The organism is Nocardia sp. NPDC047038 (assembly GCF_040644075.1).
Lineage (GTDB): Bacteria > Actinomycetota > Actinomycetes > Mycobacteriales > Mycobacteriaceae > Nocardia > Nocardia sichangensis.
The window spans coordinates 688,891-713,970 of the sequence record NZ_JBEYVQ010000001.1; the positions used below are offsets into that span (position 1 = coordinate 688,891).

Genomic DNA, 25,080 nt, shown 5'->3' on the forward strand with positions numbered 1-25,080 from the left:
GCGGCGAATCGCGAGAGGGCCGCACGAGGGTGTGCCACTCGTGAAGCGGAGGCGGGGATGAGAGCCGTTGTGGTGGCGGCGCCGGCGTCGGGGAGCGGGAAGACGACGGTGGCGACCGGTTTGGTGGGGGCGTTGCGGCGGGTGGGGCATCGGGTGGCGCCGTTCAAGGTGGGGCCGGATTACATCGATCCGGGATATCACGGGTTGGCGGCGGGGCGGCCGGGGAGGAATCTGGATCCGGTGCTGGTGGGGGAGGAACGGGTTGTGCCGTTGTACCGGCACGGCGCGTGGGGGTGCGATCTCGCCGTGGTCGAGGGCGTGATGGGGCTGTTCGACGGGCGGATCGATGAACACTGTTCCGGCGCGGTGGCGGAGGGTTCGACGGCGCAGGTCGCGGCTCTGCTCGGGGCGCCGGTGGTGCTGGTGGTCGACGCGCGCGGGCACAGCCAGAGCCTGGCGGCGCTGCTGCACGGATTCGCGACCTTCGACAGCGGCGTCCGGCTCGGCGGTGTGATCCTGAATCGGGTCGGCAGCGAACGGCATGAGCAAGTGCTGCGCGCCGCCTGCGATCGCGTCGGGCTGCCGATGCTCGGGTCGTTGCCGCGCCTGGCCGAACTCGAGGTGCCTTCCCGGCATCTCGGCTTGATCCCGGCCGTGGAACACGGTTCGGCCGCGACAGCGGCGGTGGCGGCGATGACGGACCTCGTCGCCGCGCATGTGGACCTGCACGCCGTCGCCGCACTCGCTCGCTCGTCGGTGGCGGGACCCGCGTGGGATCCCGCCGCGGCCGTGCGTGGGCTCGAAGGGATAGCGGACACCGCGGCGTCGCTCGGTGAAGCCGGTGACATGGCGGCGACGACATTTGTCGGCGGTGATCGGGACTCGCGCGTCTCCGCGGAGCCTGGTGGTATCTCGCGAGCCGACGAAAGCGCGGACGGCGCGATCGTCATCGGCGGACCCGCCGATCGGGAGGGTCCGCTGATCGCCGTGGCGGGTGGCCCGGCGTTCACGTTCGGCTATGCCGAGCACCGCGAGTTGCTGACGGCCGCGGGGGCACAAGTGGTCGTCTTCGATCCGCTGCACGACGAATTGCCCGCCGGGACAGCGGGAATGGTGCTGCCAGGTGGCTTCCCCGAGGAACACGCCGCGGAGTTGGCCGCCAATTCCGGCCTGTTGCGGGCGGTGGCCGAAGCTGCCCGCCACGGGATGCCGGTCCATGCGGAATGCGCCGGGCTGCTGTATCTGACCCGTTCGCTGGACGGGCACCCGATGGCCGGAGTGGTGGAGGCCGACGCCGCGTTCGGGCCGCGCCTGACGCTCGGTTACCGAGACGCCGTCGCGCTCGCCGACTCGCCGTTGTGGCGGGCCGGGGAACGGGTCCGTGGGCACGAATTCCACCGCACGCGCCTGGTGTCCGCGCCGCCACGGAATCCGGCGTGGGGATGGCGCGGAAGCGCGGGAGAGCGCGTCCAGGAAGGGGCGCTCAGCGGCAACGTGCATGCCTCGTACCTGCACACACATCCGGCGGGGAATCCCCAGGCGGTGCGGCGATTCGTGACGGAGACAGTGCGTTTCGCGAGTTCCCGTGCCGTCCGCTGAGGTAGTCGTCGGCATCGGCCTGCGACCGCGCACTTCGGCCCGCACGATTCGCGCTGCCCTGCACGAAGGCGTGGGCGACCATCGGATCGTGTGCCTCGCCACCATCACGCGGCGCTCCGCCGAACCCGGACTGCGCGCGGTCGCCGCTGACCTCCGGGTGCCGCTACGGTCCTACTCCGTCGACGAACTGGCGGCGGTCACCGTCCCGAACCCGGGAGACCGGACGCGTGCCGCCATCGGCACGGCCAGCGTCGCGGAGGCCGCGGCGCTGCTCGCCGCCCAAGGCGGGCCGCTGGTGCTGTCCAAGCGCGTCGTGCACGGCGTGGTGCTCGCGGCAGCGCTGTACGAGCGGTAGAGCCGTTCGACCATTACAGGGACTGACTTCCGCGCGATCGCCGCATGGATGCCCGCGGGCCGTCTCCTGGGCTCCCAACCGAGCGATGTGCACCGACCGCACCTCGTCAGCCACGCTGCGCCTGCGCGGCCGACCGCGCGAGTGGAACTCACGGATCGCGAGGTCCGCTCGCGTCTCGACGTATGAACGACCTCTGGACGGGGTCATCGGGATGGTCGCCCGCGGGCCGGTTACTGCGCGAACGCGGCGCTGGCGTCGCTGAACACTCGCTCCTGGCTGACGATCCCACGAGGTGCTCGGGATGCTGCTCCGGTGGCGAGGCGACCGCCGTCTCGGCCCGTTGACGCGGCGGCGCGCAGCACCACGCGAGGGCCGCTCCGGCCCCTGTTTCAGGGGGCGACCGAGCCCCAGTCGGCGAAGCCGGTGGGGTCGTGGCGGCCGATGCTGGCGTGCTCGAACAGGCCCCAGCCTTCGGCGTCGCCGCAGCGGGCGCGGGCGACGTGGTCGGTGACGCCGTAGGGGATGCGGGCGGCGATCCCAGGGTCGGTGAGGTCGTAGCGGCTGGAGGAGGACCAGTCGCGGCCTTTCCACTGGCCGTGCTGCCAGTCGGGATCGCCGCCGTAGCCGCACCCGACGTGCAAGGGAACGCCCGTGCCCGGCGTGATCTCGATCTCCAGGGGTTTGCCGTCCGGCGTGGTCAGCTCCAGTCGCGCCCCGACGGGAAATCTTGTGCCGGAACGATAGTCGATGGCGATGCGGGGCCAGCCGAGCTGTTCGGTGCGTCCGTCCGGCCAGATCCGGGTCGCGTCGTTGAGGGTGCGCCTGCCGTCCGGCTCTTCCTGCACGATGACCACGACGGCGAAGTCGTCGAACCGCAGCGGCACGTACAGCCACCAGAATCCGCCCGAGGGCTCGGCGGCCGCGCGTCCGGGCGGCTCGGTCTCGCCGACCGGGCGGATGCCCCACGAACGATCCCTGGTCCCGGTCCACACCGCCGGGTCGACCATGATGTCGTCGCCGTCCACGTGCAGCGTTCCCGCCCACGAGCCGACCTGCGCGAATCGGGACGCGTCGATGATCGGCCGGTTGCCCGCGAGGATCTGGTGCGGTTGTTCCTGCACGGCGGGGAAGGCCCCGGTCCAGGTCAGGTCGAAGCCGAGATCGTCGTGCTCGCAGACCACCCGGATGCGCCGCAGCGGTTCGATCACTTCGACGCGGTAGCCGCCGACGCGCTGGTCGAGGCTCCGGTCGCCGAGCGCGTCGGAGAAGCGCACCGCGCGCACCGTGTCGCCGCGCCGGACGGCGGCGTAGGCGTCGGTCACCCCGAGGTTGGGGTACACGCCGAGACCGGTGATCAGGAACGTGCCGCCGTCGCGGTCGTGCGCGTTGAAGTAGCTGCGGTCGTAGAAGTTCCGATCGCTACTGGCCACCCGGGCCAGCGACAGCGGGGTCTGGTGGATCGGGTACTCGTCCAAGGGCACAGGCATGATCAGTCCCATTCGTAGGTTCCGTCGAGCAGCGCTTCCAGGCTTGCCCGGTGCATGACGTAGTCGTCGCGGTCCGGCGTGTCGGTGTCCTCGCCGAAGTGGATCATCCTGCGTTTCACCCGCGCCATCACGATCGCGTGCCGCAGCGCGGCGTATACGAGGTAGAAATCGAGATCGCGCACCGTGTGACCGGTCAGCTCCTCGTATTTCGACACCACGTCGTCGCGGCGGAGGAAATCGGGGAGCCCCGGCTGCCCGAAGCGGGTGGCCAGGTCCTGGAAGAACCGGTGGATGAAGATCACCCAGCCCAGGTCGAGTTCCCGCGGCCCGAGGGCGGCCATCTCCCAGTCCAGCACCGCCACCGGGTCGAATTCGCGGTAGATGATGTTGCCCGGGCGGGCGTCGCCCCAAGTGAGCACATCCGGACCGGGGTCGGCGGGCCAGTGCTCCTCCAGCCAGGTGAAACTTCGCTCGATGAGCGGGATCTCGTAGCCGTCGTCCGCGAGCCCCCACCGGTACCAGGAGCGCTGCGCGGCGACGTGCCTGCGCAGCGAGTCACCCGGCCCGCTCAGCATCGGGAAGTGCGCCGCCGGGTCGGGGATGCCGTGGATCTTCGCGATCACCTCGACGGTGTTGTGGGTGAGCCGAAGGCGGTCGGCGGGATCGGCATCGAACAGCCAGCCGATGAACACGTACGGCGGGTTGTCCGTCGGCACCCTTCCGTCCACCCGGCGCATGACGAAGAACGGTGCACCGAGCGGCTTTTCGTCGTTCTCCAGCCAGCACAGGCCCGGCACCGGCACGTCGGTGGCCGCGGCGACGCCGGCCATCACCTGGTACTGGGTGGCCAGGTCGTAGGTCTCGAAGACCGGGAACGATCCGGTCTCGGGCGCCATCCGCGCCACGAACGACCCGCGCTCCGCCCGACCCCCGGCGGTCCATTCGGCGTCGAACAAAATCGAGGTGCTGGACATGCCGCCGGACTGCGGACGCGACAGATCCGAGATGCGCGGCAACTCGTCCGCGGCGACCTTCGCGTTCAGCCAGCGCGCCAAGTCCCCGGCGAGCGTGTCCAGGTCGCGTTCGCTGACGGTCAGCTGCTGTCGCTGTGCCGGGTCCGGATCGTCGGTCATCATTGTCCTCCTGACACGTGCGGCCCGGGTGCACCGCTGGCGGTGCGCCGGGATACGCGACTGTAACGCGTTCTAGTTATTGACGGGCCGGAACCGGGAACGAATCCCGGCGCCGCTCGGTGCGGCGGGCACGTAGGCCGAAAGAAGTACCCGGAAATCCAGGGTTTTCCCGGAGGTCATCCCATGACCTGGTCGGATACTTTCGGCTGGCCAATCTGTCGGCCTGCGAGGGGAGCGGTGTGCGTACCGTCGAAATGGAAGTCCTGACGAGCGGCGAGGCGCGAACCGGTGACGAGCGGCGGCCGTGGAGCCTGCCGACCCGGATCGCGTTCCGCTTCGTCTTCGCCTACTTCGGTCTGTTCTGCCTGCTGTTCGCCCAGATCCTCTTCGTCTTCACCGGGATACTGAGCAAGTGGCTGCCCGAGAGCGCGATCCTGTGGCAGATGCGCACGACGAGCCCGCTGGTCGGGTGGGTCGGCGAGCATGTCTTCGGGGTCGAAGCCGTCTTGCACGAGAATTCGGGCAGCGGCGACCAGGCCGCGATCTGGCTGCTGATCTTCTGCGAACTCGTCGCCGCGGCGCTGATCACGATCGTCTGGTCGATCCTCGATCACCGCCGCCGGGACTACACGGCACTGCGCAACTGGTTCCTGGTGTTCATCCGGCTGTGCCTGGGCGGCCAAATGCTCTTCTACGGTCTGGCCAAGGCGATTCCGTCGCAGATGCCCGCGCCTTCGCTGACCGCGCTGCTGCAACCGTACGGGACGATGAGCCCGGCGTCGGTGCTCTGGAACCAGGTCGGCGCCGCGCCCATGTACGAAATCCTGCTCGGTACGGCCGAGGTGCTCGGTGGCCTGCTGCTGTTCCTCCCGCGCACAGCGACGGCGGGCGCGTTGCTCAGTCTGGTGAGCATGGCACAGGTCTTCGTGCTGAACATGACCTACGACGTGCCGGTGAAGATCCTCTCGTTCCACTTGCTGCTGCTCTCGCTGGTGGTGCTGGCGCCGCAGGCCGGGCGGTTGGCGAACCTGCTCGTGCTGGAACGACCGTCCGAACCGGCCGCGCAGCCGCCGCTGTTCGGTTCCCGCCGCGCGAACCGGATCGCGGCGGCGGCGCAAGTGGCTCTGGGCCTGTGGGTGCTGATCGGCGGTGTGTACATCGGCTGGCACACCTGGCGCGAGTCGGGTGACGGCGCGCCGAAGCCCGCGCTCTACGGCATCTGGACCGTCGGCGAGTTCACCAGGGACGGGCAACCGGCGCCGCCGCTGCTCACCGACGAGGGCCGCTGGCGGCGGCTCGTCTTCGACCGCCAGGGCACGACCGTGCAGAAGATGGACGACTCGTTCGTGCCCGTCGTGGCGGTGGTCGACGAGGCCGCGCACACCATTGTTCTGTCGGAGGCTCCCCAGTCGGCAGGCGCTCCGCCCGCCCGCCTCGGCGCTTTCACCTTCGCCCGACCCGGCACCGACACGCTGTCGTTGACGGGTGAGCTGAACGGAACGCCGGTGACCCTGTCGCTGGACCGGATGGACCTGAATTCCTTCCCGCTGCGCGGCCGGGGATTCCACTTCGTTCAGGAATACCCGTACTTCCGCTGAAATCCCATACGGCCACGGCTCTTTTCGATACCTTCGGTCTGCATCGACTCGGACTGGAGGGCCGTCGTGACCGAAGCGATCCTGGATCGGACAGACGCCGCCGCTAGCGCGGAGGACGCCGGAGTCCGGCCGTGGAGCGGGGCGACCCGGGTGACGTTCCGTTTCGGCTTCCTGTACTTCGGACTGTTCTGCCTGGCGTATCCGTCGATCGTCCCGGAGTTCCTCGGACTGACGCGCGAATGGCTGCCGGACTGGGTGAACTACGGCGCGGCCCGCGCGCTGCGTCCGGTGGTGGAGGGGGTCGGGACGCGCGTGTTCGGCGCGTCCGTCGCGGCGAACACCGCTTCGATCAGCGGTGACCAGGCGTACTTCTGGGTGCTGGTGTTCGTCGTCCTGGTGGCCGCGGTGTTCGGAACCCTGCTCTGGAGCGTGCTGGATCGGCAGCGGCCGCATTACCGCGCCGTGCAACCGTGGTTCCTGCTGTTCGTGCGTTTGTGCCTGGCGGGGCAGCTGATCTCCTACGGCATGGCGAAGGCCGTCCCGACCCAGATGCCGCCCACACCGCTGAGTCGATTGCTCGAGCCCTACGGGAACTTCAGTCCGATGGCGGTGCTCTGGAACCACATCGGCGTGTCGCCGCAGTACGAGATCCTGCTGGGCTCGGCAGAACTGCTCGCCGGTGTGCTGCTGTTCGTACCGCGCACCGCGCTGGTGGGCGCCATGCTCGCCTTGGTATGCACGACACAGGTGTTCGTGCTGGACATGACCTACGACGTGCCCGCGAAAATCCTGTCGTTCCACCTGATGTTGCTGTGCCTGGTGCTGCTCGTTCCTGAGGCCGGGCGTCTGGCGAACGCGCTCGTGCTGGACCGGCCCACCGGGCGGTCGACGACACCGCCGTTGCTGCACTCGCCCCGGGCCCGTCGGATCGCGGCCGCGGCGCAGATCGCGCTCGGGGTGTGGCTGGTGTTCTCGAACGCCTACACCGGCTGGGAAAGGTGGAACGAAGAGGGAGCCGGGCGGCCGGAACCTCCGCTGTACGGCATCTGGGCGGTCACCGACTTCAGCGTGGACGGCAAACCGCTTCCACCGTTGAGCACCGATCAATTACGTTGGCAGAGAATCGTCTTCGACCGGGACGGGGCGACCGTGCAACGAATGGACGGTCAGTTGGTCCCGGTGCTCGCCATGGTCGATCCCGGCGCGCGCACGCTTGCCATGGCCGCGCCGCCGACGGCCGTCGGCGGGGGACCGCAACCGCTGGGCAGTTTCGGCTTCGACCGGCCCGCGCCCGAACGGCTGACCTTGACGGGCACGCTCGCCGGGCAGCCGGTCTCGGTGGCGCTGACCGCGGTCGCGCTCGAGGACTTCCCATTGCGCAGCCGCGGTTTTCATTGGGTGCAGGAATATCCGTATTTCCGCTGAGCCGCTCGCGGCTCGGGTCAAGCCTCGAGATCGTCGGCGAATCCGATGTCCTCGTGCCACAGCGCGGGATGCTCGGCGATGAAGCGGGTCATCAGGTCGATGCAGCGCCGGTCTTCCAGGACGGTGACGGCGACGCCGTGCCCGGCGAGCCATTCGTGCCCGCCGGAGAAGGTCTGCGACTCCCCGACCACCACCGAGCCGATGCCGAACTGACGGACCAGGCCGCTGCAATACCAGCACGGCGAGAGCGTGGTGACCATGATGGTGTCGCGGTAATCGCGACGACGTCCCGCCGCGCGGAAGGCGTCGGTCTCGGCGTGCATGCTGGGGTCGCCGGACTGCACCCGGCGGTTACGGCCACGCCCGAGCAGGGTGCCGCCCGCGTCGAAGAGGGCGGCGCCGATCGGGATCCCGCCCTCGGCGAGCCCGCGCAGCGCCTCGTCGTAGGCCACGTCGAGCAGTCGTGCCGGTGTCGGCTGCTTCATCGGTCCGCCTTTCCGAGCTGGACGACTACACCGCAACCTACCGCCGCGGACCGTCGAATCGCTTGTTACCGCTGGTCACAGTAGGTTTGCCCGGCCGCGCGGTCGTTGCGTCGTCCGTGCGGGCGTGCCGGTCGATTGCCGGTGCCCGACGGTCACGCCGTAGGCTCGAAACTTGTGCCGAACACGTCAGACGCAACGCAAGAGCAGCCCACCGGCGACCCGAACTACCTGGTCGGGCTCGATCTGCACGGACGGCGTGTCGTCGTGGTCGGCGGTGGGTCGGTGGCGCAGCGCAGGCTGGGCCTGCTGATCGCCTCCGGCGCGGACGTCCACGTCGTGAGTCGTGCCGTCACGCCCGCGGTCGAGGGAATGGCGAGCTCCGGGCAGATCACCGTCACGCTGCGCGATTACGCCGACGGCGACCTCGACGGCGCCTGGTACGCGATCGCGTGCACCGACGAACCCGAGACCAACGCGGCGGTGGTGGCCGAGGCGACCCGGCGGCGGGTCTTCTGCGTGCGGGCCGACACGGCACGGCTGGGCACGGCGGTCACCCCGGCCACCGCACGCTACGACGGGCTCACCCTCGGTGTGCTCGCGAGCGGGCAGCACCGGCGCTCGGCGGCCGTGCGCAACGCGTTGCTGGAAGCCCTGCAATCCGGTGTCGTGAGCGACGACTCGACGCCGATCGCGCCCGGTGTCGCCCTGGTGGGCGGTGGGCCCGGTGATCCCGACCTGATCACCGTGCGCGGACGGCGGCTGCTGGCCAGGGCGGATCTGGTGGTGGCCGACCGGCTCGCGCCGCCGGAACTGCTCGCCGAGCTCGGGCCCGAGGTCGAGGTGGTCGACGCCGCCAAGATCCCGTACGGACGGGCGATGGCGCAGGAAGCGATCAACAACGCGCTGATCGAAGGCGCGAAGGCGGGCAAGTTCGTGGTGCGGCTCAAGGGCGGCGACCCGTACGTGTTCGGGCGCGGGTACGAGGAGCTGGAGGCCTGTGTGGCCGCCGGGGTCCCGGTCACGGTGGTGCCCGGCGTCACCAGTCCCATCTCGGTGCCCGCCGCGGCGGGTATCCCGGTGACCCATCGCGGCGTCACCCACGAGTTCGTGGTGGTGAGCGGGCACGTCGCGCCGGATCACCCGGATTCGCTGGTGGACTGGCCCGCACTGGCCCGGCTGCGCGGCACCCTGGTGCTGATGATGGCGGTGGAGCGGATCGAACAATTCGCCGCCGCGCTGCTGGAGGGCGGTCGTCCGGCGGGTACCCCCGCCACCGTCATCCAGGAGGGCACGCTGCGCACGCAGCGCGTGCTGCGCGCCGATCTCGGCACGGTGGCCGCCCGGGTTCGCGCCGAGGGCATCCGCCCACCCGCGATCGTGGTGATCGGCCCGACCGCCGGTTTCTCCGCCGACGCGCTCGTTCCGCACGCCGACTCCGCGGCGGGCTAGCGTCCGCGGCGGTGCGGCGATCCGATTCCGCGAGACCATGGCCGCATCGACCGCCGCCCGTCCCGGTCGCGGTGGGAGGCCACCACCGTGCCGGTGGCCGCCCGCTGGATGCGCGCGTCGTCGCTCGCCGGGCCGGCGCCCGATCCTCCCCGCGACGTGCCGCACAGCAGGTCGCCCGGTCGACCGAGGGCCGGCAGTGGAGCGGACGAGCCGGAGACCTTTCGGCCCGCCCGGATCACCGGGCCAGCTCCCCGTCGTGCACCCGGCCGGGCCGGTGGGCGGACAAATACGGCAGCGGCATCAATTACAGTGACTCACTGTGCTTCGGAACCCCGCTGCGACGATGCAGTATCCAGTGACGCAGCGGGCCTTCGGGCTCGCGATCCTAGTCCTGAGCGGATTGCAGCTCATGGTCGTGCTCGACGGTACGGTCGTGATCTTCGCGCTGCCGCGGCTGCAAGAGGAAATGGGGTTGTCCAGCGCGGGCAGCGCGTGGACGGTGACCTCCTACGGGCTCACCTTCGCGGGTCTGATGCTGCTCGGCGGCAGGCTCGGTGACGCGTTCGGCCGCAAGCGCATGCTCGTGGTCGGTGTCGCGGTGTTCACGCTGGCCTCGCTGTTGTGCGGATTGGCGCAGAACCAGGCGATGCTGCTCGCCGCGCGGGCCTTCCAGGGCGCGGGCGCGGCCGTCGCGGCGCCGACCGCGTTCGCGCTCGTGGCGACGACCTTCGCGCCGGGCAAGGCACGCAACCAGGCGATCGCGATCGTCGGGTCGATGGTCGGCATCGGCTCCGTCGGCGGCCTCGTGGTCGGCGGCGCGCTGACCCAGTTGTCGTGGCGGTGGATCTTCCTGATCAACGTCCCGATCGGCGCGCTGATCATCCTCGGCGCGGCCTACAAGCTCGCCGACACCGAACATCACCGTTCGGCCCTCGACATCCCCGGCGCGGTGCTCGGCACCTTCGCCTGCGCGTCGATCGTGTTCGGCGCGACCGAGGGGCCGGAGATGGGGTGGGGGCACCCGGCGATCATCGGTTCGCTGATCGCGGGCGTCGTGCTGCTGATCGTCTTCGTGGCGCTGGAACGGCGGGTGGACGACCCGCTGCTGCCGTGGTCGCTGTTCGACAGCCGTGACCGCGTCGCCACCTTCCTGCTGATCTTCCTGGCCGGTGGCGTGCTGGGCGCGATGACCTTCTTCGTCGCCCAGTTCATGCAGAACGTCATCGGGTACGGGCCGCTCAAGGCGGGCGTCGCGGCGATTCCGTTCACCGTCGGCATCGGCATCGGCGGCGCGGTGGCCTCCAAGGCGGCGCTGTACATCGCGCCGCGCTGGCTGCTCGCGGGCGCGGCCGTGGTGCTCGGTGTCGGACTGCTGTTCGGCTCCACCCTCGACGGCGAGGTCATGTACTTCGCCACGCTGCTGCCGCTGCTGGTGGTGATCGGCTTCGGCGTCGGCATCGCCATGGTGCTCGCACCGCTGTGCGTGCTGGTCGGCGTGCCGCCCGCCAATATCGGCCCGCTGGCCGCGGTCGGGCAGATGTTCATGAACCTTGCCACCCCCGTGGCCATCGGCCTGCTCACCCCGATCGCCGCCTCGCGCACCCTCTCGCTCGGCGGCCGCACCGAGAAGGTGGCCGGGATGACGTCCGCGGAGATCGCCGCGCTCGGCAACGGCTACACCCTGGTGCTGTTCGTCTGCGCCTTCGCCGCGTTCGCGGCCGGGCTGGTCGCCCTGACCCTGCGCTTCACCCCGCAACAACTGGCCATGGCCCAGCACGCCCAAGAAGAAGCCCAGCAGGCCTGAACTCAGAACCTCCCAGCTACTCGACGGGGTGTCACGCGCACGATGACGCGCGGGCCGTCGTTGACGGAGGCGGGGTTGAAGTCCACGTACTTCTGTCCGGTGTACTTCGCCGACAGCTCGTTGGGCAGCGTCTTCTCCGGATCGGGCGTGAGGGTCGCGCTGCCCCGGATCTCCGCGTAGACGTACGGGTTGTCCGGCGGATTGATCAGCACGGTGATGCGCGGGTCGCGGGCGAGGTTCTTGCCCTGCTGGCGATCTGTCGTGGTGGAGAAGAGCAGGTCGTTGCCGTCGCGCTTCAGCCAGATCACGGTCAGGTGCGGCTGCCCGTTGGGGCCGATCGTGGCCGCGGTGGCGAAGACCTTCTCTTCGTCCAGGTACTTCTTCAGTTCGTCGGAGAACTCAGCGGTAGTGGTCACGCTCTGAGCGAACAGCGCCAGACGGCCCCGCATTCCCGTCGGCCGCGAAAGACGCTGTCACTAGACGGTGTGCCGGTCCGCCGCCGCCAACGCGTGGTCCAGAATCGCCAGCCCCTCCTTCGCCTCGGTCTCGGTGAGCACGCACGGCGGCACGACGTGCAGCCGGTTGAAGTTCACCAGCGGCAGCAACCCGGCCGCCCGGCATGCCGCGACCAGTTCGGTCATCGCCGGGCTCGAGCCGCCGTACGGTGCCAGCGGCTCGCGGGTTTCCCGGTCGCGGACCAGCTCGACCGCCCAGAACACGCCCAGGCCGCGCACTTCGCCGATGCTGGGATGGCGTTGCGCGAGTTCCCGCAGACCCGGTCCGAGCACGCGGGCGCCGATGTCGGCGGCGTTCTCCACGATCCGCTCCTCGCGCATCGCGGTGATGGTGGCCACCGCCGCGGCCGTGGCCAGCGGATGCCCCGAGTAGGTGAGCCCGCCGGGGTAGGCCCGGTCGGCGAAGGTCGCGGCGATGGCCGGACCGATCGCGACCCCGCCCAGCGGCACGTATCCGGAGTTCACGCCCTTGGCGAAGGTGAGCAGGTCCGGCACGACGCCGTCGAAATGCTCGAGGGCGAACCATTTCCCGGTCCGGCCGAAGCCACACATCACCTCGTCGGCGATGAACACGATCCCGTACGCGTCGCACAGGGCACGCACGCCCGCCAGGTATCCCGGCGGCGGGACCATGATGCCCGCGGTGCCGGGGACCGTTTCGAGCACGATCGCCGCGATCGTCTCCGGACCCTCGAACGCGATGGTCTGCTCGAGATGCGCGAGCGCGCGCTCGGCTTCCTCGGCCTCGGTGGTCGCGTGGAACTGGCTGCGGTACAAGAACGGTCCGAAGAAATGGACCACGCCGCTGTTGCCGTGGTCGTTGGGCCAGCGCCGCGGGTCGCCGGTCAGGTTGATCGCGGTCTCGGTGCCGCCGTGGTAGGAGCGATAACGCGAGAGCACCTTGTAGCGGCCGGTGTGCAGCCGCGCCATCCGCACCGCGTGCTCGACGGCGTCGGCGCCGCCGTTGGTGAAGAAGATCCGGTCGAGGTCGCCGGGGGTGCGCTCGGCGATGAGCCGTGCCGCCTCCGAACGGGCCTCGTTGACGTACTGCGGCGCGACGGTGCACAGCTTCGCCGCCTGCTGCTGCACGGCCGCGACGACCTTCGGGTGCTGGTGGCCGATGTTGGTGTTGACCATCTGCGAGGAGAAGTCGAGCAGTCGGTTGCCCTCGCCGTCCCACACGTAGCAACCCGCCGCCGCGGTGATCGTCATGAGGTCCCGATGCGCCTGCGCCGACCAGGAGTGGAAGACGTGCCTGCGATCGAGGTCGTTGGCCCGGTCGACCGCCGCCCGGGCCTTGCTTTCTGTCATCGCGTCCGCCTACCTGTTCCGGGGGAAGCCGAGGTTCAGTCCACCGTGGCTGGGATCGAGCCAGCGGGTGGTGACCGCTTTGGTGCGGGTGAAGAACCGCACGCCGTCGGCGCCGTGCGCGTGCGCGTCGCCGAACAGCGAGTTCTTCCAGCCGCCGAAGCTGTAGTAGGACATCGGAACCGGGATCGGCACGTTGATGCCGACCATCCCGACTTCGACCTCGTTGTGGAAGCGGCGCGCCGCGCCGCCGTCGTTGGTGAACAGGGCGGTGCCGTTGCCGTAGGGGTTGGCGTTGATCAGCGCCAGCGCGTCGTCGTAGCTGTCGGCGCGCACCACCGACAGCACGGGTCCGAAGATCTCGTCGGTGTAGACGCTCATGTCGGTGGTGACCCGGTCCAGAATCGTCGGACCGAGCCAGAAGCCGTCGGCCGCGCCGTCCGCATCGACGCCACGGCCGTCGAGAACCACCGTGGCTCCGGCGGATTCACCCGCCGCGATGTACTCGGCGACCCGGTCGCGGTGCGCCCGGGTGACCAGCGGGCCCATGTCGACGCCCCGGGTGCCGTCGCCGGTCTTGATGGTCCTGGCCCGCTCGGCGATCTTGCCGACCAGCGCGTCGCCCGCCCCGCCCACGGCGACCACCACGCTGATCGCCATGCACCGCTCGCCCGCCGAGCCGAACCCGGCGTTCACCGCGGCGTCGGCGGCCAGTTCCAGGTCCGCGTCCGGCAGTACCACCATGTGGTTCTTCGCGCCGCCGAGCGCCTGCACCCGCTTGCCCGCGGCGGTGCCGCGCTGGTAGACGTACCGGGCGATCGGCGTCGAGCCGACGAACGAGACGGCCTTGACGCCCGGGTTGTCCAGCAGTTCGTCGACCGCCACCTTGTCGCCTTGCAGCACGGTGAACACCCCCGCGGGCAGTTCGGCTTCGGCCCACAGCCGCGCCAGCCACAGCGACGGGGACGGGTCCTTCTCGCTCGGTTTGAGCACCACCGTGTTGCCCGCTGCGATGGCGATCGGGAAGAACCACATCGGCACCATCGCGGGAAAGTTGAACGGCGAGATGATCGCGACCGGTCCGAGCGGCTGGCGGATGGAGAAGATGTCGACCTTGGTCGAGGCGTTCTCGGTGTAGCCGCCCTGGAGTAGATGCGGTATGCCGCAGGCGAATTCGACTACTTCCAGGCCGCGGCTCACCTCGCCGACGGCATCGGCGACGACCTTGCCGTGTTCGGCGGTGATCAGCCGGGCCAGCTCCTCCTTGCGTTCGTTCAGCAGCTCACGGAACCGGAACAGGATCTGGGTGCGCCGGGTCAGTGAGGTGTCCCGCCAAGCCGGGAAGCCCTTCGCGGCGGAATCGATGGCCGCGCGGGTATCGGCGACGGTCGCCAGCGCGACCTGTCCGGTCACTTCGCCGGTCGCCGGGTTGGTCACCGGGGCCGTCGTCTCGCTGGTGCCCGCGAAAGCTTTGCCGTCGAGCCAGTGCGCGATGGTTTGCATGTCTCCTCGATTCGATCGGTGAGCATCGGCGGTGCCGTGGTTCCCGCCTGGACCGGATCGGGGGCGAGAACGCGGCCTGACTACCACTGTCCGGCATACACCCTTCTCGGTGTGCCGACGATCAGTAAGGAATTCGGGAGCGAGTATTACGATTCGTCAATGCTCCTCTCCGTCGCCGATGTGCTGGCGATGCCGGTGCTGCGTGCCGGTGAACCGGAGGTCGTCGGCGGGGGATCGCTGGCGCGGCCGGTGCGCTGGGTGCACGTGAGCGAGGTGGCCGACGTGGCGCCCCTGCTGGTCGGCGGCGAGCTGATCTTGACCACCGGGCAGCCCATGAGCCACGGCGATGCGGCGACGACGCGGTATCTGACCGCGCTGGCCGGTGCGGGCGTGTCGGGACTGGTGGTCGAACTGGGCGACCACGTGCCCGAGGTGTCGCCCGCTGTCGGGGCGACGGCCGACGCGCTGGGGCTTCCTTTGATCGCGCTGCACCGGGTGACCCGATTCGTGGAGATCACCGAGGCGGTGCACCGGGTGATCGTCGCCGAGCAGTACGCGGAAGTGGAGTTCGCGCGCACCGTGCACGAGACGTTCACGGAGCTGAGTGTGCGTCGCGCCGCGCTGGCCGAGATCGTGCAGACCGCGGCGGCGATGCTCGACGCCTCGGTGGTGCTGGAGGACCTGGCGCACCGGGTGCTCGCGCTGTCCGCGCGCCACGCGTCCGCCTCGGCGGTGCTGGAGAACTGGGAGGCCACCTCCCGCCTGCTGCCGGACGACTGGAACGCGGTGGCCGTCGGCCCGCACCCGCAGCGCTGGGGACGGTTGATCCTGCGCGCCGACGGCGTGCCGACCGCACGGGCGCGCATGGTGCTCGAACGCGCCGCCCAGACGCTGACTTTGCACCGCATGATCGAGCGGGATCGCTTCGGCCTGCACCGCCAGGCGCAGACCGGACTGATCGACGACTTGGTCAACGGCAGACTGGACGAGCGCGACGCCCTCGCGCGCGCCGCCGCGCTCGGGTTGGCTCGCCGTGCCGTCTACGTGCCGCTGGCCGTCGAGGTCGCCGCGGCGGCCGAGTCCGATCCGCTGGCGGGTCAGCGCCGCACGGCGGGCATCGTGGACGCGGTGACGCACGGGCTGGGGCTGGCCAAGGTGACCGCGCTGGTCGCCACCGAGCCGGGCGACCGGGTGTCGTTGATCGTCGCGCTGCCTCGGGCCGGTGATCCGGACGAGGCATTGGCCGCCGCGTGCGCCGCGATGCTCGGCGAGGTCCGGCGCGTCGACGGCGTGCGCGGAGTGGTGATCGGCGCGGGCGCGGTATCCGACACACTGCTGGACACCGCCCACGGCCTCCCGCACGCCGCGCACGTCGCGGAAGTCGCGCTCTCGCTGCGAACTTCGGCGTCTCGGCCGTTCTATCGCAGCGGCGACGTGCGGCTGCGCGGACTGCTGTCGCTGATCCGGGCGGAGCCGGGCGTGCAGCGCTTCGCCGAGACCGAGCTGAGCGCGCTGCTGCGCTACGACATCCGCCACGACGCGGATCTGACCCGCACGCTGCGGCAGTTCCTCGATCTCGCGGGCAACAAGACCGAACTCGCCCGCAGGCTCGGAATCAGCCGCCCCACCCTCTACGAACGGCTCGCCCGCATCGCGCGCATCCTCGAAGTCGATCTCGACGACGGCGAGTCCCGCACCTCCCTGCACACCGCGCTGTTGATCCGTGATCTGACGGCGGGTCCGGGTCAAGGGTGATCCCGGTCGCCACGCCGTTGTCGCGCGACCGCGGTTCGCGTGAGACTGGGCCCATGACGGTGGAGGAAGGTTTGCTGGCTCGCTGGATCGAGTTGGCGGGGGAACAGTTCGGCGCGGTGGGTTCGGAGCTGATCGATCGGTACCGGGAGCCGCATCGGCGGTATCACACGGTCGATCATCTGGCGGCGATGCTGTCGGTCATCGACGATCTGGCGCAGGACGCGCACGAGGTGGCCGCTGTTCGCTACGCGGCCTTCTTCCACGACGCGATCTATGCCGTCGATCGCGCCGACAACGAGGAGCGCAGCGCCGAACTGGCCGAAACGACGCTGTCCGCGCTGGGTGCGAGGGCCGAGTTGGTCGGCGAAGTCGGCAGATTGGTTCGCCTGACCGCGACCCACCGGACCGCAGCCGACGATCGCAACGGCAACGTGCTCTGCGACGCCGACCTGGCGATCCTCGCCGCCGACGCGTCGGGGTACGCCGCCTATACGCGGGCGGTGCGCGCGGAATACGCGCACGTCCCGGACGATCTGTTCCGCGCGGGCCGGGCGGCGGTGCTGCGGAAACTGGCCGAGCAGCCGCGGTTGTTCCGGACGCCCACGGCGCGGCGCCGGTACGAGGAGGCGGCCCGAGCCAACCTCGCGGCCGAACTCGCCGCGCTCACCACGGAACAGCCGGACGCGCTCAGGTGATTATCAGAAGTTCGGTGGCAGAGGCGATCTCGGCTCGCAACCCCGCTTTGGCCGCCACCCGTGCGACGCCCCGCACGTCGGCTGGTTCGGCTCTGGTGAGCACGAGGGCACGCGCCAGCAGACCCTTGTGGTGTTTGTTGAAATGACTCACCACCGTGCGCGACCCATCCGGATGCTCGGTGAGGACGTTGGCGGTGATCGCGCCGGGCACCCGCCCCAACTGCTGATAGGTGCCCGAGCGCAGGTCGACGACGAGTTCGCCCGCCGCCTCGGCGTGCAGCGCCGCCGCGAGCTCGTCGCGCCAGACGGCCGAAAGAGTAGGCAGCCCGGGTAGTTTCGAGCCGCCGGACAGACGGTACGCGGGAATCGGGTCACCGGCGCGGACCGCGCCGAACAACGCGGAGCCGATACCTAGCCGGGCATCCGCCTTGGCCCGCTGCGCCTTGGTGAACGAGCGCGCGTCGAGCGCGTCGTAGAGCACGCCGGTGTAACGCTCCAGCGCGGGCCGCGTCGGCGAGGTGCGCAGCGCGGCGTTGCGGGCGATCTCGCCGTCGGCCCCCTTGCCGAGGCCGAGCGCGTGCCGGGAGCGTTCCGGGTCGGCCGCCAGGCGCACCACTTCCTCGATCAGCCGGGCGCGCACCGCCGTGAGCTGCGGCATCGCCAGCGAGTCCAGGGTGAGCGGCGCCCCGGCGCCGCCGTCGGACTTGGTTTCGGAGGGAGGCAGCAGGACCAGCACGAACGAATACGGTAATGCGCTGGGACCTGCGTCCGGCCAGCGACTACCCTGTGCTTCCGTGATCACCCGCCTCTCCCGCCTGTTCCTGCGCACGCTCCGCGACGATCCCGCCGACGCGGAGGTGCCCAGCCACAAACTCTTGGTCCGTGCCGGCTACGTGCGCCGCGTCGCCCCGGGTGTCTACTCGTGGCTGCCGCTGGGCCTGCGTGTGCTGCGCAAGGTCGAGGACGTGGTGCGCGCGGAGATGGACGCGATCGGGGGGCAGGAGATCTCGCTACCCGCGCTGCTGCCACGCGAACCGTACGAGACCACCAACCGGTGGACCGAATACGGCGACGGCCTGTTCCGGCTGCGCGACCGCAAGGGCGCGGACTACCTGCTCGGACCCACCCACGAGGAGCTCTTCGCGCTCACCGTGAAGGGCGAGTACAGCTCCTACAAGGACCTGCCGGTCACGCTGTACCAGATCCAGACCAAGTATCGCGACGAGGAGCGCCCGCGGGCGGGCATCCTGCGCGGGCGCGAGTTCGTGATGAAGGACTCCTACTCCTTCGACCTGGACGAGGACGGCCTCAAGGCCAGCTATCACGCGCACCGCCAGGCCTACCAGCGCATCTTCGACCGGCTGCGGGTCAAGTACGTCATCGTGGCCGCCACCTCGGGCGCGATGGGCGGCAGCGCGTCGGAGGAGTTCCTGGCCGACAGCCCGGTCGGCGAGGACACCTACGTGCGCTGCCCGGAATCCGGCTACGCGGCCAACGTGGAGGCGGTGGTCACGCCCGCTCCCGAACCGCTGCCCATCGAAGGACAGCCCGAGGCGGTCGTGCACGACACCCCGGACACTCCCACCATCGCGACGCTGGTGGACTGGGCCAACGGCGCGGGCATCGCCGAGCGCTACGGCCGCCCCGTCACTGCGGCCGACACCTTGAAGAACGTGATGGTCAAATTGCGCCACCCGGACGGGAAGACCGAGATCGTCGGCATCGGCGTCCCCGGTGACCGCGAGGTCGACGACAAGCGCCTCGGCGCCTCGGTCGAACCGGCTGAGGTCGAGCTGCTCACCGAAGCGGACTTCGCCGAGAATCCGTTCCTGGTCAAGGGCTACATCGGCCCGAAGGCGTTGCAGGCCAACGGCATTCGGTACCTGGTCGATCCCCGCGTCGGCACCGGCACCAGCTGGATCACCGGCGCCGACGAGCCGGGCAGGCACGTCGTCGGCCTGGTCGCGGGCCGCGACTTCGTCCCGGATGGCACCATCGAGGCCGCCGAGGTCCGTGACGGCGACCCCTCGCCCGACGGGCGCGGCACCCTGGTGGCGGCGCGCGGCATCGAGATCGGCCACATCTTCCAGCTCGGCAACAAGTACACCGACGCGTTCGAGGTGGACGTGCTCGGTGAGAACGGCAAGCCGGTGCGGCTGACCATGGGGTCCTACGGCATCGGCGTCTCCCGCATGGTCGCGGTGATCGCCGAGCAGCAGCACGACGACAAGGGGCTGCGCTGGCCCGCGGCGGTCGCGCCCTACGACGTGCACGTCGTCATCGCGAACAAGGACGACGCGGCCCGCGCGGGCGCCGAAGAGGTGGTGTCCGGCCTGCACGCGCAGGGCTTGGACGTGCTCTTCGATGATCGCACCGCCTCGCCGGGCGTGAAGTTCAAGGACGCCGAGCTGCTCGGCATGCCGCTGGTGCTGGTGATCGGCCGCGGCTGGGCCGACGGCAAGGTCGAACTGCGCGACCGCTTCACCGGCGAGACCGAGGAACTGCCCGCCGCCTCCGCGGTGGAGGCGGTGGTGGCCAGAGTTCGCGGCTGACTCGTTTCCCCGAACGGCCCCCGGCAGAAAATGCCGGGGGCCGTTCGCTATCGGCACGAAGGCCGCAGGAGAATGCGCACGCGGGAACGGGGACGGTGTCCACCTACGCGACCGTAACCTGAATTCGCTGGTCACAGATCCGCAGACCTCGTCCACGCTGCTGTTACCCGCTGGTAAGTTAACCCGCATGACAAACACCGACGTGCGGTTGTTCAACCCCGCCACCTATGATCCGCAGCAGTTCGACGCCGAGACGCGGCGCCTGCTGCGCGCCACGATCGAGTGGTTCGAGGGGCGGGGCAAGCAGCGTCTGCTCGCCGACGACGCGAATGCGGTGTGGACCGCGGACTTCCTCGACTTCGTGAAGAAGGAGAAGTTGTTCGCCACCTTCCTGACCCCCGCGGCCTACGCGGACGGTGACCCGGACCGCCGCTGGGACGCCGCGCGCAACGCGGCGCTGTCGGAGATCTTCGGCTTCTACGGTCTGGCGTACTGGTACGCCGAGCAGGTGACCATCCTCGGTCTCGGCCCGATCTGGCAGAGCGACAACGAGGCGGCCAAGAAGCGCGCGGCCGCCGACCTGGCCGCGGGTGAGGTGATGGCGTTCGGTCTGTCCGAGCAGACGCACGGCGCCGACATCTACAACACCGACCTGGTGCTGACCCCGACCGAGCCGGGAAGCGCGGACGCCGAAGCCGGAATCCTCTTCCGCGCCAACGGCGAGAAGTACTACATCGGCAACGGCAACGTGGCCAGCATGGTGTCGGTGTTCTCCCGCCGCGCCGACCTCGAAGGCGCCGACGCGTACGTCTGGTTCGCCGCCGACTCCCGGCACGAGAACTATCGCCTGCTCGGCAACGTCGTGCACCAGCAGATGTACGTGAGCACCTTCCGGCTGGAGAACTACCCGGTGCGCGCAGAGGACATCCTGCACACCGGCCCCGAGGCGTTCTCCGCGGCGCTGAACACCGTGAACGTGGGCAAGTTCAATCTGTGCCACGGCGGGATCGGCATGGTCGAGCACTCCTTCTACGAGGCGATCACCCATGCGAACAACCGCGTCCTCTACGGCAACCCGGTCACCGAATTCCCGCACGTGCGGGCGAATTTCGTCGACGCCTACGCGCGCATCATCGCGATGAAGCTGTTCAGCGACCGCGCGATCGACTACTTCCGCGGCGCGAGCCTGGAGGATCGCAGGTACCTGCTGTTCAACCCGATGACGAAGTCCAAGGTGACCTCCGAGGGCGAAACCGTCATGACGCTGCTGCTGGATGTGCTGGCCGCCAAGGGATTCGAGAAGAACACCTACTTCGCCGAGGTGCAACGGCTGATCAGCACGCTGCCCCGGCTCGAGGGCACGGTGCACGTGAACGTCGGGCAGATCCTGAAGTTCATGCCCAACTATCTGTTCGACCCGCAGGACTACCCGGAGATCGGCACCCGGCAGGACGCGGCCGACGACGCGTTCTTTTGGCGCCAGGGCCCGGCGCGGGGTGCGGGCAAGGTGCGCTTCGCCGACTGGGCGCCGATCTACGACAAGCACGCCGACATCCCGAACGTGAGCCGGTTCTACGAGCAGGCGCAGGCGCTGCGCACGCTGCTGACCACGGCGGCACCGGACGCCGCGCAGCAGAAGGACCTGGACTTCATGCTGACCATCGGCCACCTGTTCTCCCTGGTGGTCTACGGCCAGCTGATCCTGGAGCAGGCCGCGATCACCGGCTTGGACCGCGACCTGATCGACCAGATCTTCGACTTCCAGGTCCGCGACTTCAACGGCTACGCCACCGCGCTGTACGGCAAGCCGTCGGCCACGCCGGACCAGCAGGGCTGGGCGGCATCCGCGTTGCGGCCGCCGGTCGCCGATCGCCCGCGCTTCGACCGGGTGTGGGCCGAGGTCGCGTCCTACGACGGCGCGTACGAGATGCGGCCGTAGGCCGGTTGTCGAGCGAACGGCGGCCCGGGGCGCCCGCGGCCGCCGTTCGCGTCGTCTCCTCTGCGGCGCATCAGATCTCGGGCAGTCGACCAGGTCGACGGGTCAGGCTTTGCCAGGAAACGCCACCGTGGGCGGATTCGCGCCGAGAATCGACTGCCACGCGGCCAGCCGGACGGCGGCCTCGGTGAGCGCTTCGACACCGGTGCGCCGGATGGCCATGGAGTCACCGCGCTCGACCACCGACCGCCAGGCCACGGCGGTGTCGGACTCGACCGTCACGGCCAGCTTGGCGGCCGAGATCGGATCGGTCACGGCGAACGGCACCGTGTAGGCCGCGTCCGGCGGCGGCACCGTCGCGCCGCCCAGAGCGAGGGCGTCCACCGTGGTGTCGCGGCGAGCCCGGTGCGCGGCGGTGTGCTCGGCGACCAGCCTGGTGCGCTCGGAGGAGGCGTAGGCGGCGATCACCCCGTAGGCGTACACCGCGCCGTATTCGGCGTTCAGCGCGCCGATGAGCGCTCGGCGTTCGTCCTCGGTCATGCCAGCAACACCCCCGTCTGCACCGCGCAGGCCGCGCTGATCGAAGCGAGCAGACCGGCCCGATAGCCGGTCAGGGCGCGGGCGAGTTCGGCCGCCGATTTCTGGGAGGCGGTGAGCTGCGTGCGCAGCGTCTCGACGCTCGGCGGCACGGTGGGCGGCACGGCGCTGCCCGAAGCCACGGCCGACGGGCCGGACGCACCGGCGCGGGTGCGGTGCGCCGGTTTGGTGCCGTCGGCGTAGACGCCGATCGCGCGGTCGATCTCGGTGCGCAAGGCGTCGGCGTGGGCGGTGCGCTCGGCCGCGATCGCCGCCAACGCGGCGTGCCGGTCGGGCGCGACGGCGATGGCCGCGGTCGCCGCCGCGGCGTCGGAGCGGGCCGCGACCTCTTGTGCGGCAAGCGGATCCGGCTCGTGGACCACGTCGTCACCGGTGCAGCCGACCAGCGCGCCGAGGGCGATCACCCCGGCCGTTCCGCCGCCGGCGAGACGTAGCGCGCTGCGACGATCCAGGGCGGCGCGGCGGGGCTCGTGCCGGTCGGAGGGCATGCCGGTAGTGCGCCCGGCACGCGGCGGGGCGGGAAGGCGGATGGGCACGGCACTATCGTGCCAGACTCGCGGGGCGTCGCCGGACGAGCATCGGCCGTGGCGTGCGGACTCCGAGACCGCTGGTCCTTTACACTCTCGTGGCGCGTTACGCTAGACCTTCGGTAGAGAAATTTCCCGCCGCGTCACAACTGAACCAGGAGCCGCCCACATGCCGATGCCGACCGAGGAAAGGGTGAGCCAGCTAGTAGCTGGTCTCGTCGAACGCCGAGGATTCGATCTCGAGGGCGTCGAGATCTCGACGGCGGGCACGCGCGTGGACGCGCAGGCTCGGGTGCAGGTGACCGTGGACCGCGACACCTCCGATCTGGACTCCCTGGCGACTCTGAGTACGGAGCTGTCGGCGCTGCTGGACGACGCGGGGGAGTTCGGCGAGACGCCCTACCTGCTGGAAGTCACGACCCCCGGGATCGACCGCCCGTTGACCGCCGACCGGCACTGGCGTCGGGCGCGCGGGCGGAAGGTGCGCGTGCGACTACGCGAAGGCGCACAGCCGCCGGAGGGGTCGGCGACCTTCGAGGCCAGGGTCGGCGCGCTCACCGGTGATTCGGTGGCGCTGGTGCTCGGCGGCAAACGCGACCCGCACCGGGTGACGGTCCCGCTCGCCGACATCGCCACGGCCGTCGTCCAAGTCGAGTTCTCCCCGCCGAGTGCTCGAGAGCTGGAACTCACGGGCGGAGTCGTTCCGGGGCGGCCCGCTCCGGGTGCGGACGACGCGGTGGCGGTCGAGGACGCCGCGCAGCTCCGAGGAACACCGAATGCACTGTCCGAATCCGTAACAGCGTCCGATTCGCCGACCGAAGGGATCGTGGAATGAACATCGAAATCGAAGCCCTGCGCGCGATCGTCGCCGACAAGGGGATCTCGATCGAGACCGTGATCTCCGCGATCGAGTCGGCGCTGCTCACCGCGTACCGCCACACCGAGGGCCATCAGCCCAACGCGCGCATCGACATCAACCAGAGGACCGGCGTGGTCCGGGTGATGGCGCGCGAGGTGGACGCCGACGGGAACGTGATCTCCGAATGGGACGACACCCCGGAGGGGTTCGGCCGGATCGCGGCGACCACCGCCAGGCAGGTCGTACTGCAGCGGCTGCGCGACGCGGAGAACGAGAAGTCCTTCGGCGAGTTCTCCACCCACGAGGGCGACATCGTCGGCGGTGTGGTGCAGCGCGACGCGCGCGCCAACGCCCGCGGCACCATCGTGGTGCGCATCGGCAGCGAACTGCACGGCGCGGAGGGCTTGATCCCGCCCGCCGAGCAGGTGCCCGGCGAGACCTACGAGCACGGCGACCGGATCAAGTGCTACGTCGTCGGGGTCTCCCGTGGGCCGCGTGGACCGCAGATCACGCTGTCGCGCACCCACCCGAATCTGGTGCGGCGCCTGTTCGCGCTGGAGGTGCCGGAGATCGCCGACGGCTCGGTGGAGATCGTCGCCGTGGCGCGCGAGGCGGGGCACCGATCCAAGATCGCCGTGCGCACCACGGTGCCCGGCGTCAACGCCAAGGGCGCCTGTATCGGGCCCATGGGACAGCGCGTGCGCAACGTGATGAGCGAACTGGCCGGCGAGAAGATCGACATCATCGACTACGCCGACGATCCGGCGACCTTCGTCGGCAATGCGCTCTCGCCGTCGAAAGTGGTTTCGGTCACTATCGTCGACCCGGAGGCAAGGGCGGCCCGCGTAGTGGTCCCCGATTTCCAGCTTTCCCTGGCGATCGGCAAGGAGGGGCAGAACGCCCGCCTGGCCGCGCGGCTGACCGGCTGGCGCATCGATATCCGCAGCGACGCCGCGCCCGACATGGGCGGATCCGTTCGGACGGAGGCGCATCGCAGTTGACCGGAGCCCGCCCGCGGAGTGCTCGGGATGACAGGTTCGTAACTTCCGCGGGGGAGGGGTTCGGCGTTCCGAGCGTGGCAGCGGTAGAGTGGTCCAAGGTTCAGTCCGAGTCTTCGGTTTCCATGCCCGACCGCACCACCGAGCAGCACCAGGCGCCCCGGCGCCGAGCGGCTCCGGTACGGACGTGTATCGGGTGCCGGAAGCGCGAGCTGGCCGTCGATCTGTTGCGGATCGTGGCTCGGGACCGTGAGACCGGAGACGGCTCCCACGTCATCGAGATCGTTCCCGATCCGCGGCGCAGACTTCCCGGACGGGGTGCCTGGCTGCACCCCCTTTCGGCTTGTCTGCGCGCGGCAGAGCGGCGCCGAGCGATCGGCAGAGCACTACGAGTGTCCGGACATCTGGATATCTCAGCCCTGGAGCATTACCTCGAGAACAGGCACGAGCACTCATGAGCACACCGTGAAGTACCAACGATGAACGTCCATCGGAGATAA

General features: G+C 70.0%; 22 protein-coding genes. 13 read left to right on the plus strand and 9 right to left on the minus strand.

Going from position 1 to position 25,080, the window contains the following annotated elements:
* Nucleotides 1–57 precede the first annotated feature (57 nt).
* The gene (locus ABZ824_RS03310; RefSeq protein WP_356961390.1) at nt 58–1,599 is read left to right on the plus strand and encodes a cobyrinate a,c-diamide synthase; all 1,542 of its coding nucleotides are present in this window, start codon (nt 58–60) and stop codon (nt 1,597–1,599) included.
* Nucleotides 1,586–1,954, plus strand: a complete 369-nt coding sequence (locus tag ABZ824_RS03315) for a cobalamin biosynthesis protein (protein WP_356961391.1) — start codon at nt 1,586–1,588, stop codon at nt 1,952–1,954. Before ABZ824_RS03310 ends, ABZ824_RS03315 begins: the two co-directional genes overlap by 14 nt.
* Before the next feature lie 389 nt (nt 1,955–2,343).
* Here ABZ824_RS03315 and ABZ824_RS03320 read toward each other — a convergent pair whose 3' ends face one another.
* Nucleotides 2,344–3,441, minus strand: a complete 1,098-nt coding sequence (locus tag ABZ824_RS03320; RefSeq protein ID WP_356961392.1) for a hypothetical protein — start codon at nt 3,439–3,441, stop codon at nt 2,344–2,346.
* Between the two features lie 2 nt (nt 3,442–3,443).
* Entirely contained in the window at nt 3,444–4,574 is a 1,131-nt protein-coding gene (locus tag ABZ824_RS03325) for a phosphotransferase family protein (protein WP_356961393.1), read from the minus strand.
* Nucleotides 4,575–4,813: 239 nt separating this feature from the next.
* Here ABZ824_RS03325 and ABZ824_RS03330 point away from each other — a divergent pair, with 239 nt between their 5' ends.
* Entirely contained in the window at nt 4,814–6,172 is a 1,359-nt protein-coding gene (locus ABZ824_RS03330; RefSeq protein ID WP_356961395.1) for a DoxX family protein, read from the plus strand.
* A 66-nt stretch (nt 6,173–6,238) separates the two neighbouring features.
* A complete protein-coding gene (locus ABZ824_RS03335; RefSeq protein ID WP_356961396.1) occupies nt 6,239–7,597 on the plus strand; it encodes a DoxX family protein in 1,359 nt (452 codons plus the stop codon).
* Between the two features lie 17 nt (nt 7,598–7,614).
* Here the strand turns inward: ABZ824_RS03335 and ABZ824_RS03340 are convergent, their stop codons facing one another.
* Entirely contained in the window at nt 7,615–8,058 is a 444-nt protein-coding gene (locus ABZ824_RS03340) for a nucleoside deaminase (RefSeq protein WP_355070998.1), read from the minus strand.
* A gap of 198 nt (nt 8,059–8,256) precedes the next feature.
* Here ABZ824_RS03340 and cobA point away from each other — a divergent pair, with 198 nt between their 5' ends.
* Entirely contained in the window at nt 8,257–9,531 is a 1,275-nt protein-coding gene (gene cobA, locus ABZ824_RS03345; RefSeq protein WP_355070063.1) for a uroporphyrinogen-III C-methyltransferase, read from the plus strand.
* Nucleotides 9,532–9,874: 343 nt separating this feature from the next.
* A complete protein-coding gene (locus ABZ824_RS03350) occupies nt 9,875–11,335 on the plus strand; it encodes an MFS transporter (RefSeq protein WP_355070065.1) in 1,461 nt (486 codons plus the stop codon).
* A gap of 2 nt (nt 11,336–11,337) precedes the next feature.
* Here the strand turns inward: ABZ824_RS03350 and ABZ824_RS03355 are convergent, their stop codons facing one another.
* Genes ABZ824_RS03355 through ABZ824_RS03365 form a run of 3 tightly spaced genes read right to left on the minus strand, consistent with a single transcriptional unit; the run spans nt 11,338 to nt 14,661 of the window.
* Nucleotides 11,338–11,751 carry a PPOX class F420-dependent oxidoreductase gene (locus ABZ824_RS03355; RefSeq protein ID WP_355070067.1) on the minus strand — a complete coding sequence of 138 codons (414 nt, stop codon included), beginning with the start codon at nt 11,749–11,751 and terminating at the stop codon, nt 11,338–11,340.
* A 60-nt stretch (nt 11,752–11,811) separates the two neighbouring features.
* The gene (locus tag ABZ824_RS03360) at nt 11,812–13,161 is read right to left on the minus strand and encodes an aspartate aminotransferase family protein (RefSeq protein WP_356961397.1); all 1,350 of its coding nucleotides are present in this window, start codon (nt 13,159–13,161) and stop codon (nt 11,812–11,814) included.
* Nucleotides 13,162–13,170: 9 nt separating this feature from the next.
* Nucleotides 13,171–14,661, minus strand: coding sequence for a CoA-acylating methylmalonate-semialdehyde dehydrogenase (locus ABZ824_RS03365; RefSeq protein WP_356961398.1), 1,491 nt, complete (start codon nt 14,659–14,661; stop codon nt 13,171–13,173).
* Nucleotides 14,662–14,820: 159 nt separating this feature from the next.
* On the opposite strand from ABZ824_RS03365, the gene ABZ824_RS03370 reads away from it, so the two are divergent.
* Both ABZ824_RS03370 and ABZ824_RS03375 read left to right on the plus strand, forming a co-directional pair.
* Nucleotides 14,821–16,416 carry a PucR family transcriptional regulator gene (locus ABZ824_RS03370; protein ID WP_356961400.1) on the plus strand — a complete coding sequence of 532 codons (1,596 nt, stop codon included), beginning with the start codon at nt 14,821–14,823 and terminating at the stop codon, nt 16,414–16,416.
* A gap of 53 nt (nt 16,417–16,469) precedes the next feature.
* Nucleotides 16,470–17,111, plus strand: a complete 642-nt coding sequence (locus ABZ824_RS03375; RefSeq protein ID WP_356961401.1) for a metal-dependent phosphohydrolase — start codon at nt 16,470–16,472, stop codon at nt 17,109–17,111.
* Here ABZ824_RS03375 and yaaA read toward each other — a convergent pair.
* Nucleotides 17,104–17,847, minus strand: a complete 744-nt coding sequence (gene yaaA / locus ABZ824_RS03380; RefSeq protein WP_356961402.1) for a peroxide stress protein YaaA — start codon at nt 17,845–17,847, stop codon at nt 17,104–17,106. The two genes, ABZ824_RS03375 and yaaA, sit on opposite strands and share 8 nt — an antisense overlap.
* 58 nt (nt 17,848–17,905) lie before the next feature.
* Between yaaA and ABZ824_RS03385 the strand changes: the two genes are divergently transcribed.
* Both ABZ824_RS03385 and ABZ824_RS03390 read left to right on the plus strand, forming a co-directional pair.
* Nucleotides 17,906–19,663 carry a proline--tRNA ligase gene (locus tag ABZ824_RS03385; RefSeq protein WP_356961403.1) on the plus strand — a complete coding sequence of 586 codons (1,758 nt, stop codon included), beginning with the start codon at nt 17,906–17,908 and terminating at the stop codon, nt 19,661–19,663.
* A gap of 187 nt (nt 19,664–19,850) precedes the next feature.
* The gene (locus tag ABZ824_RS03390; protein WP_355070079.1) at nt 19,851–21,602 is read left to right on the plus strand and encodes an acyl-CoA dehydrogenase family protein; all 1,752 of its coding nucleotides are present in this window, start codon (nt 19,851–19,853) and stop codon (nt 21,600–21,602) included.
* A gap of 102 nt (nt 21,603–21,704) precedes the next feature.
* On the opposite strand, the gene ABZ824_RS03395 is transcribed toward ABZ824_RS03390, so the two are convergent.
* Together ABZ824_RS03395 and ABZ824_RS03400 are read right to left on the minus strand one after the other, a co-directional pair.
* Entirely contained in the window at nt 21,705–22,139 is a 435-nt protein-coding gene (locus ABZ824_RS03395; protein WP_356961405.1) for a ferritin-like domain-containing protein, read from the minus strand.
* Nucleotides 22,136–22,732: a hypothetical protein gene (locus ABZ824_RS03400; RefSeq protein WP_356961407.1), complete on the minus strand. Its 597-nt coding sequence runs from the start codon at nt 22,730–22,732 to the stop codon at nt 22,136–22,138. Before ABZ824_RS03400 ends, ABZ824_RS03395 begins: the two co-directional genes overlap by 4 nt.
* Nucleotides 22,733–22,892: 160 nt before the next feature.
* Between ABZ824_RS03400 and rimP the strand changes: the two genes are divergently transcribed.
* The 3 genes from rimP to ABZ824_RS03415 all read left to right on the plus strand — a co-directional run bounded on the left by rimP (nt 22,893) and on the right by ABZ824_RS03415 (nt 25,038).
* Nucleotides 22,893–23,558, plus strand: a complete 666-nt coding sequence (gene rimP, locus ABZ824_RS03405; protein WP_355070085.1) for a ribosome maturation factor RimP — start codon at nt 22,893–22,895, stop codon at nt 23,556–23,558.
* A complete protein-coding gene (gene nusA / locus ABZ824_RS03410) occupies nt 23,555–24,583 on the plus strand; it encodes a transcription termination factor NusA (protein ID WP_355070087.1) in 1,029 nt (342 codons plus the stop codon). The genes rimP and nusA overlap by 4 nt, the downstream gene beginning before the upstream one ends.
* A 122-nt stretch (nt 24,584–24,705) precedes the next feature.
* Entirely contained in the window at nt 24,706–25,038 is a 333-nt protein-coding gene (locus ABZ824_RS03415) for a YlxR family protein (RefSeq protein WP_355070089.1), read from the plus strand.
* Nucleotides 25,039–25,080: the final 42 nt, after the last annotated feature.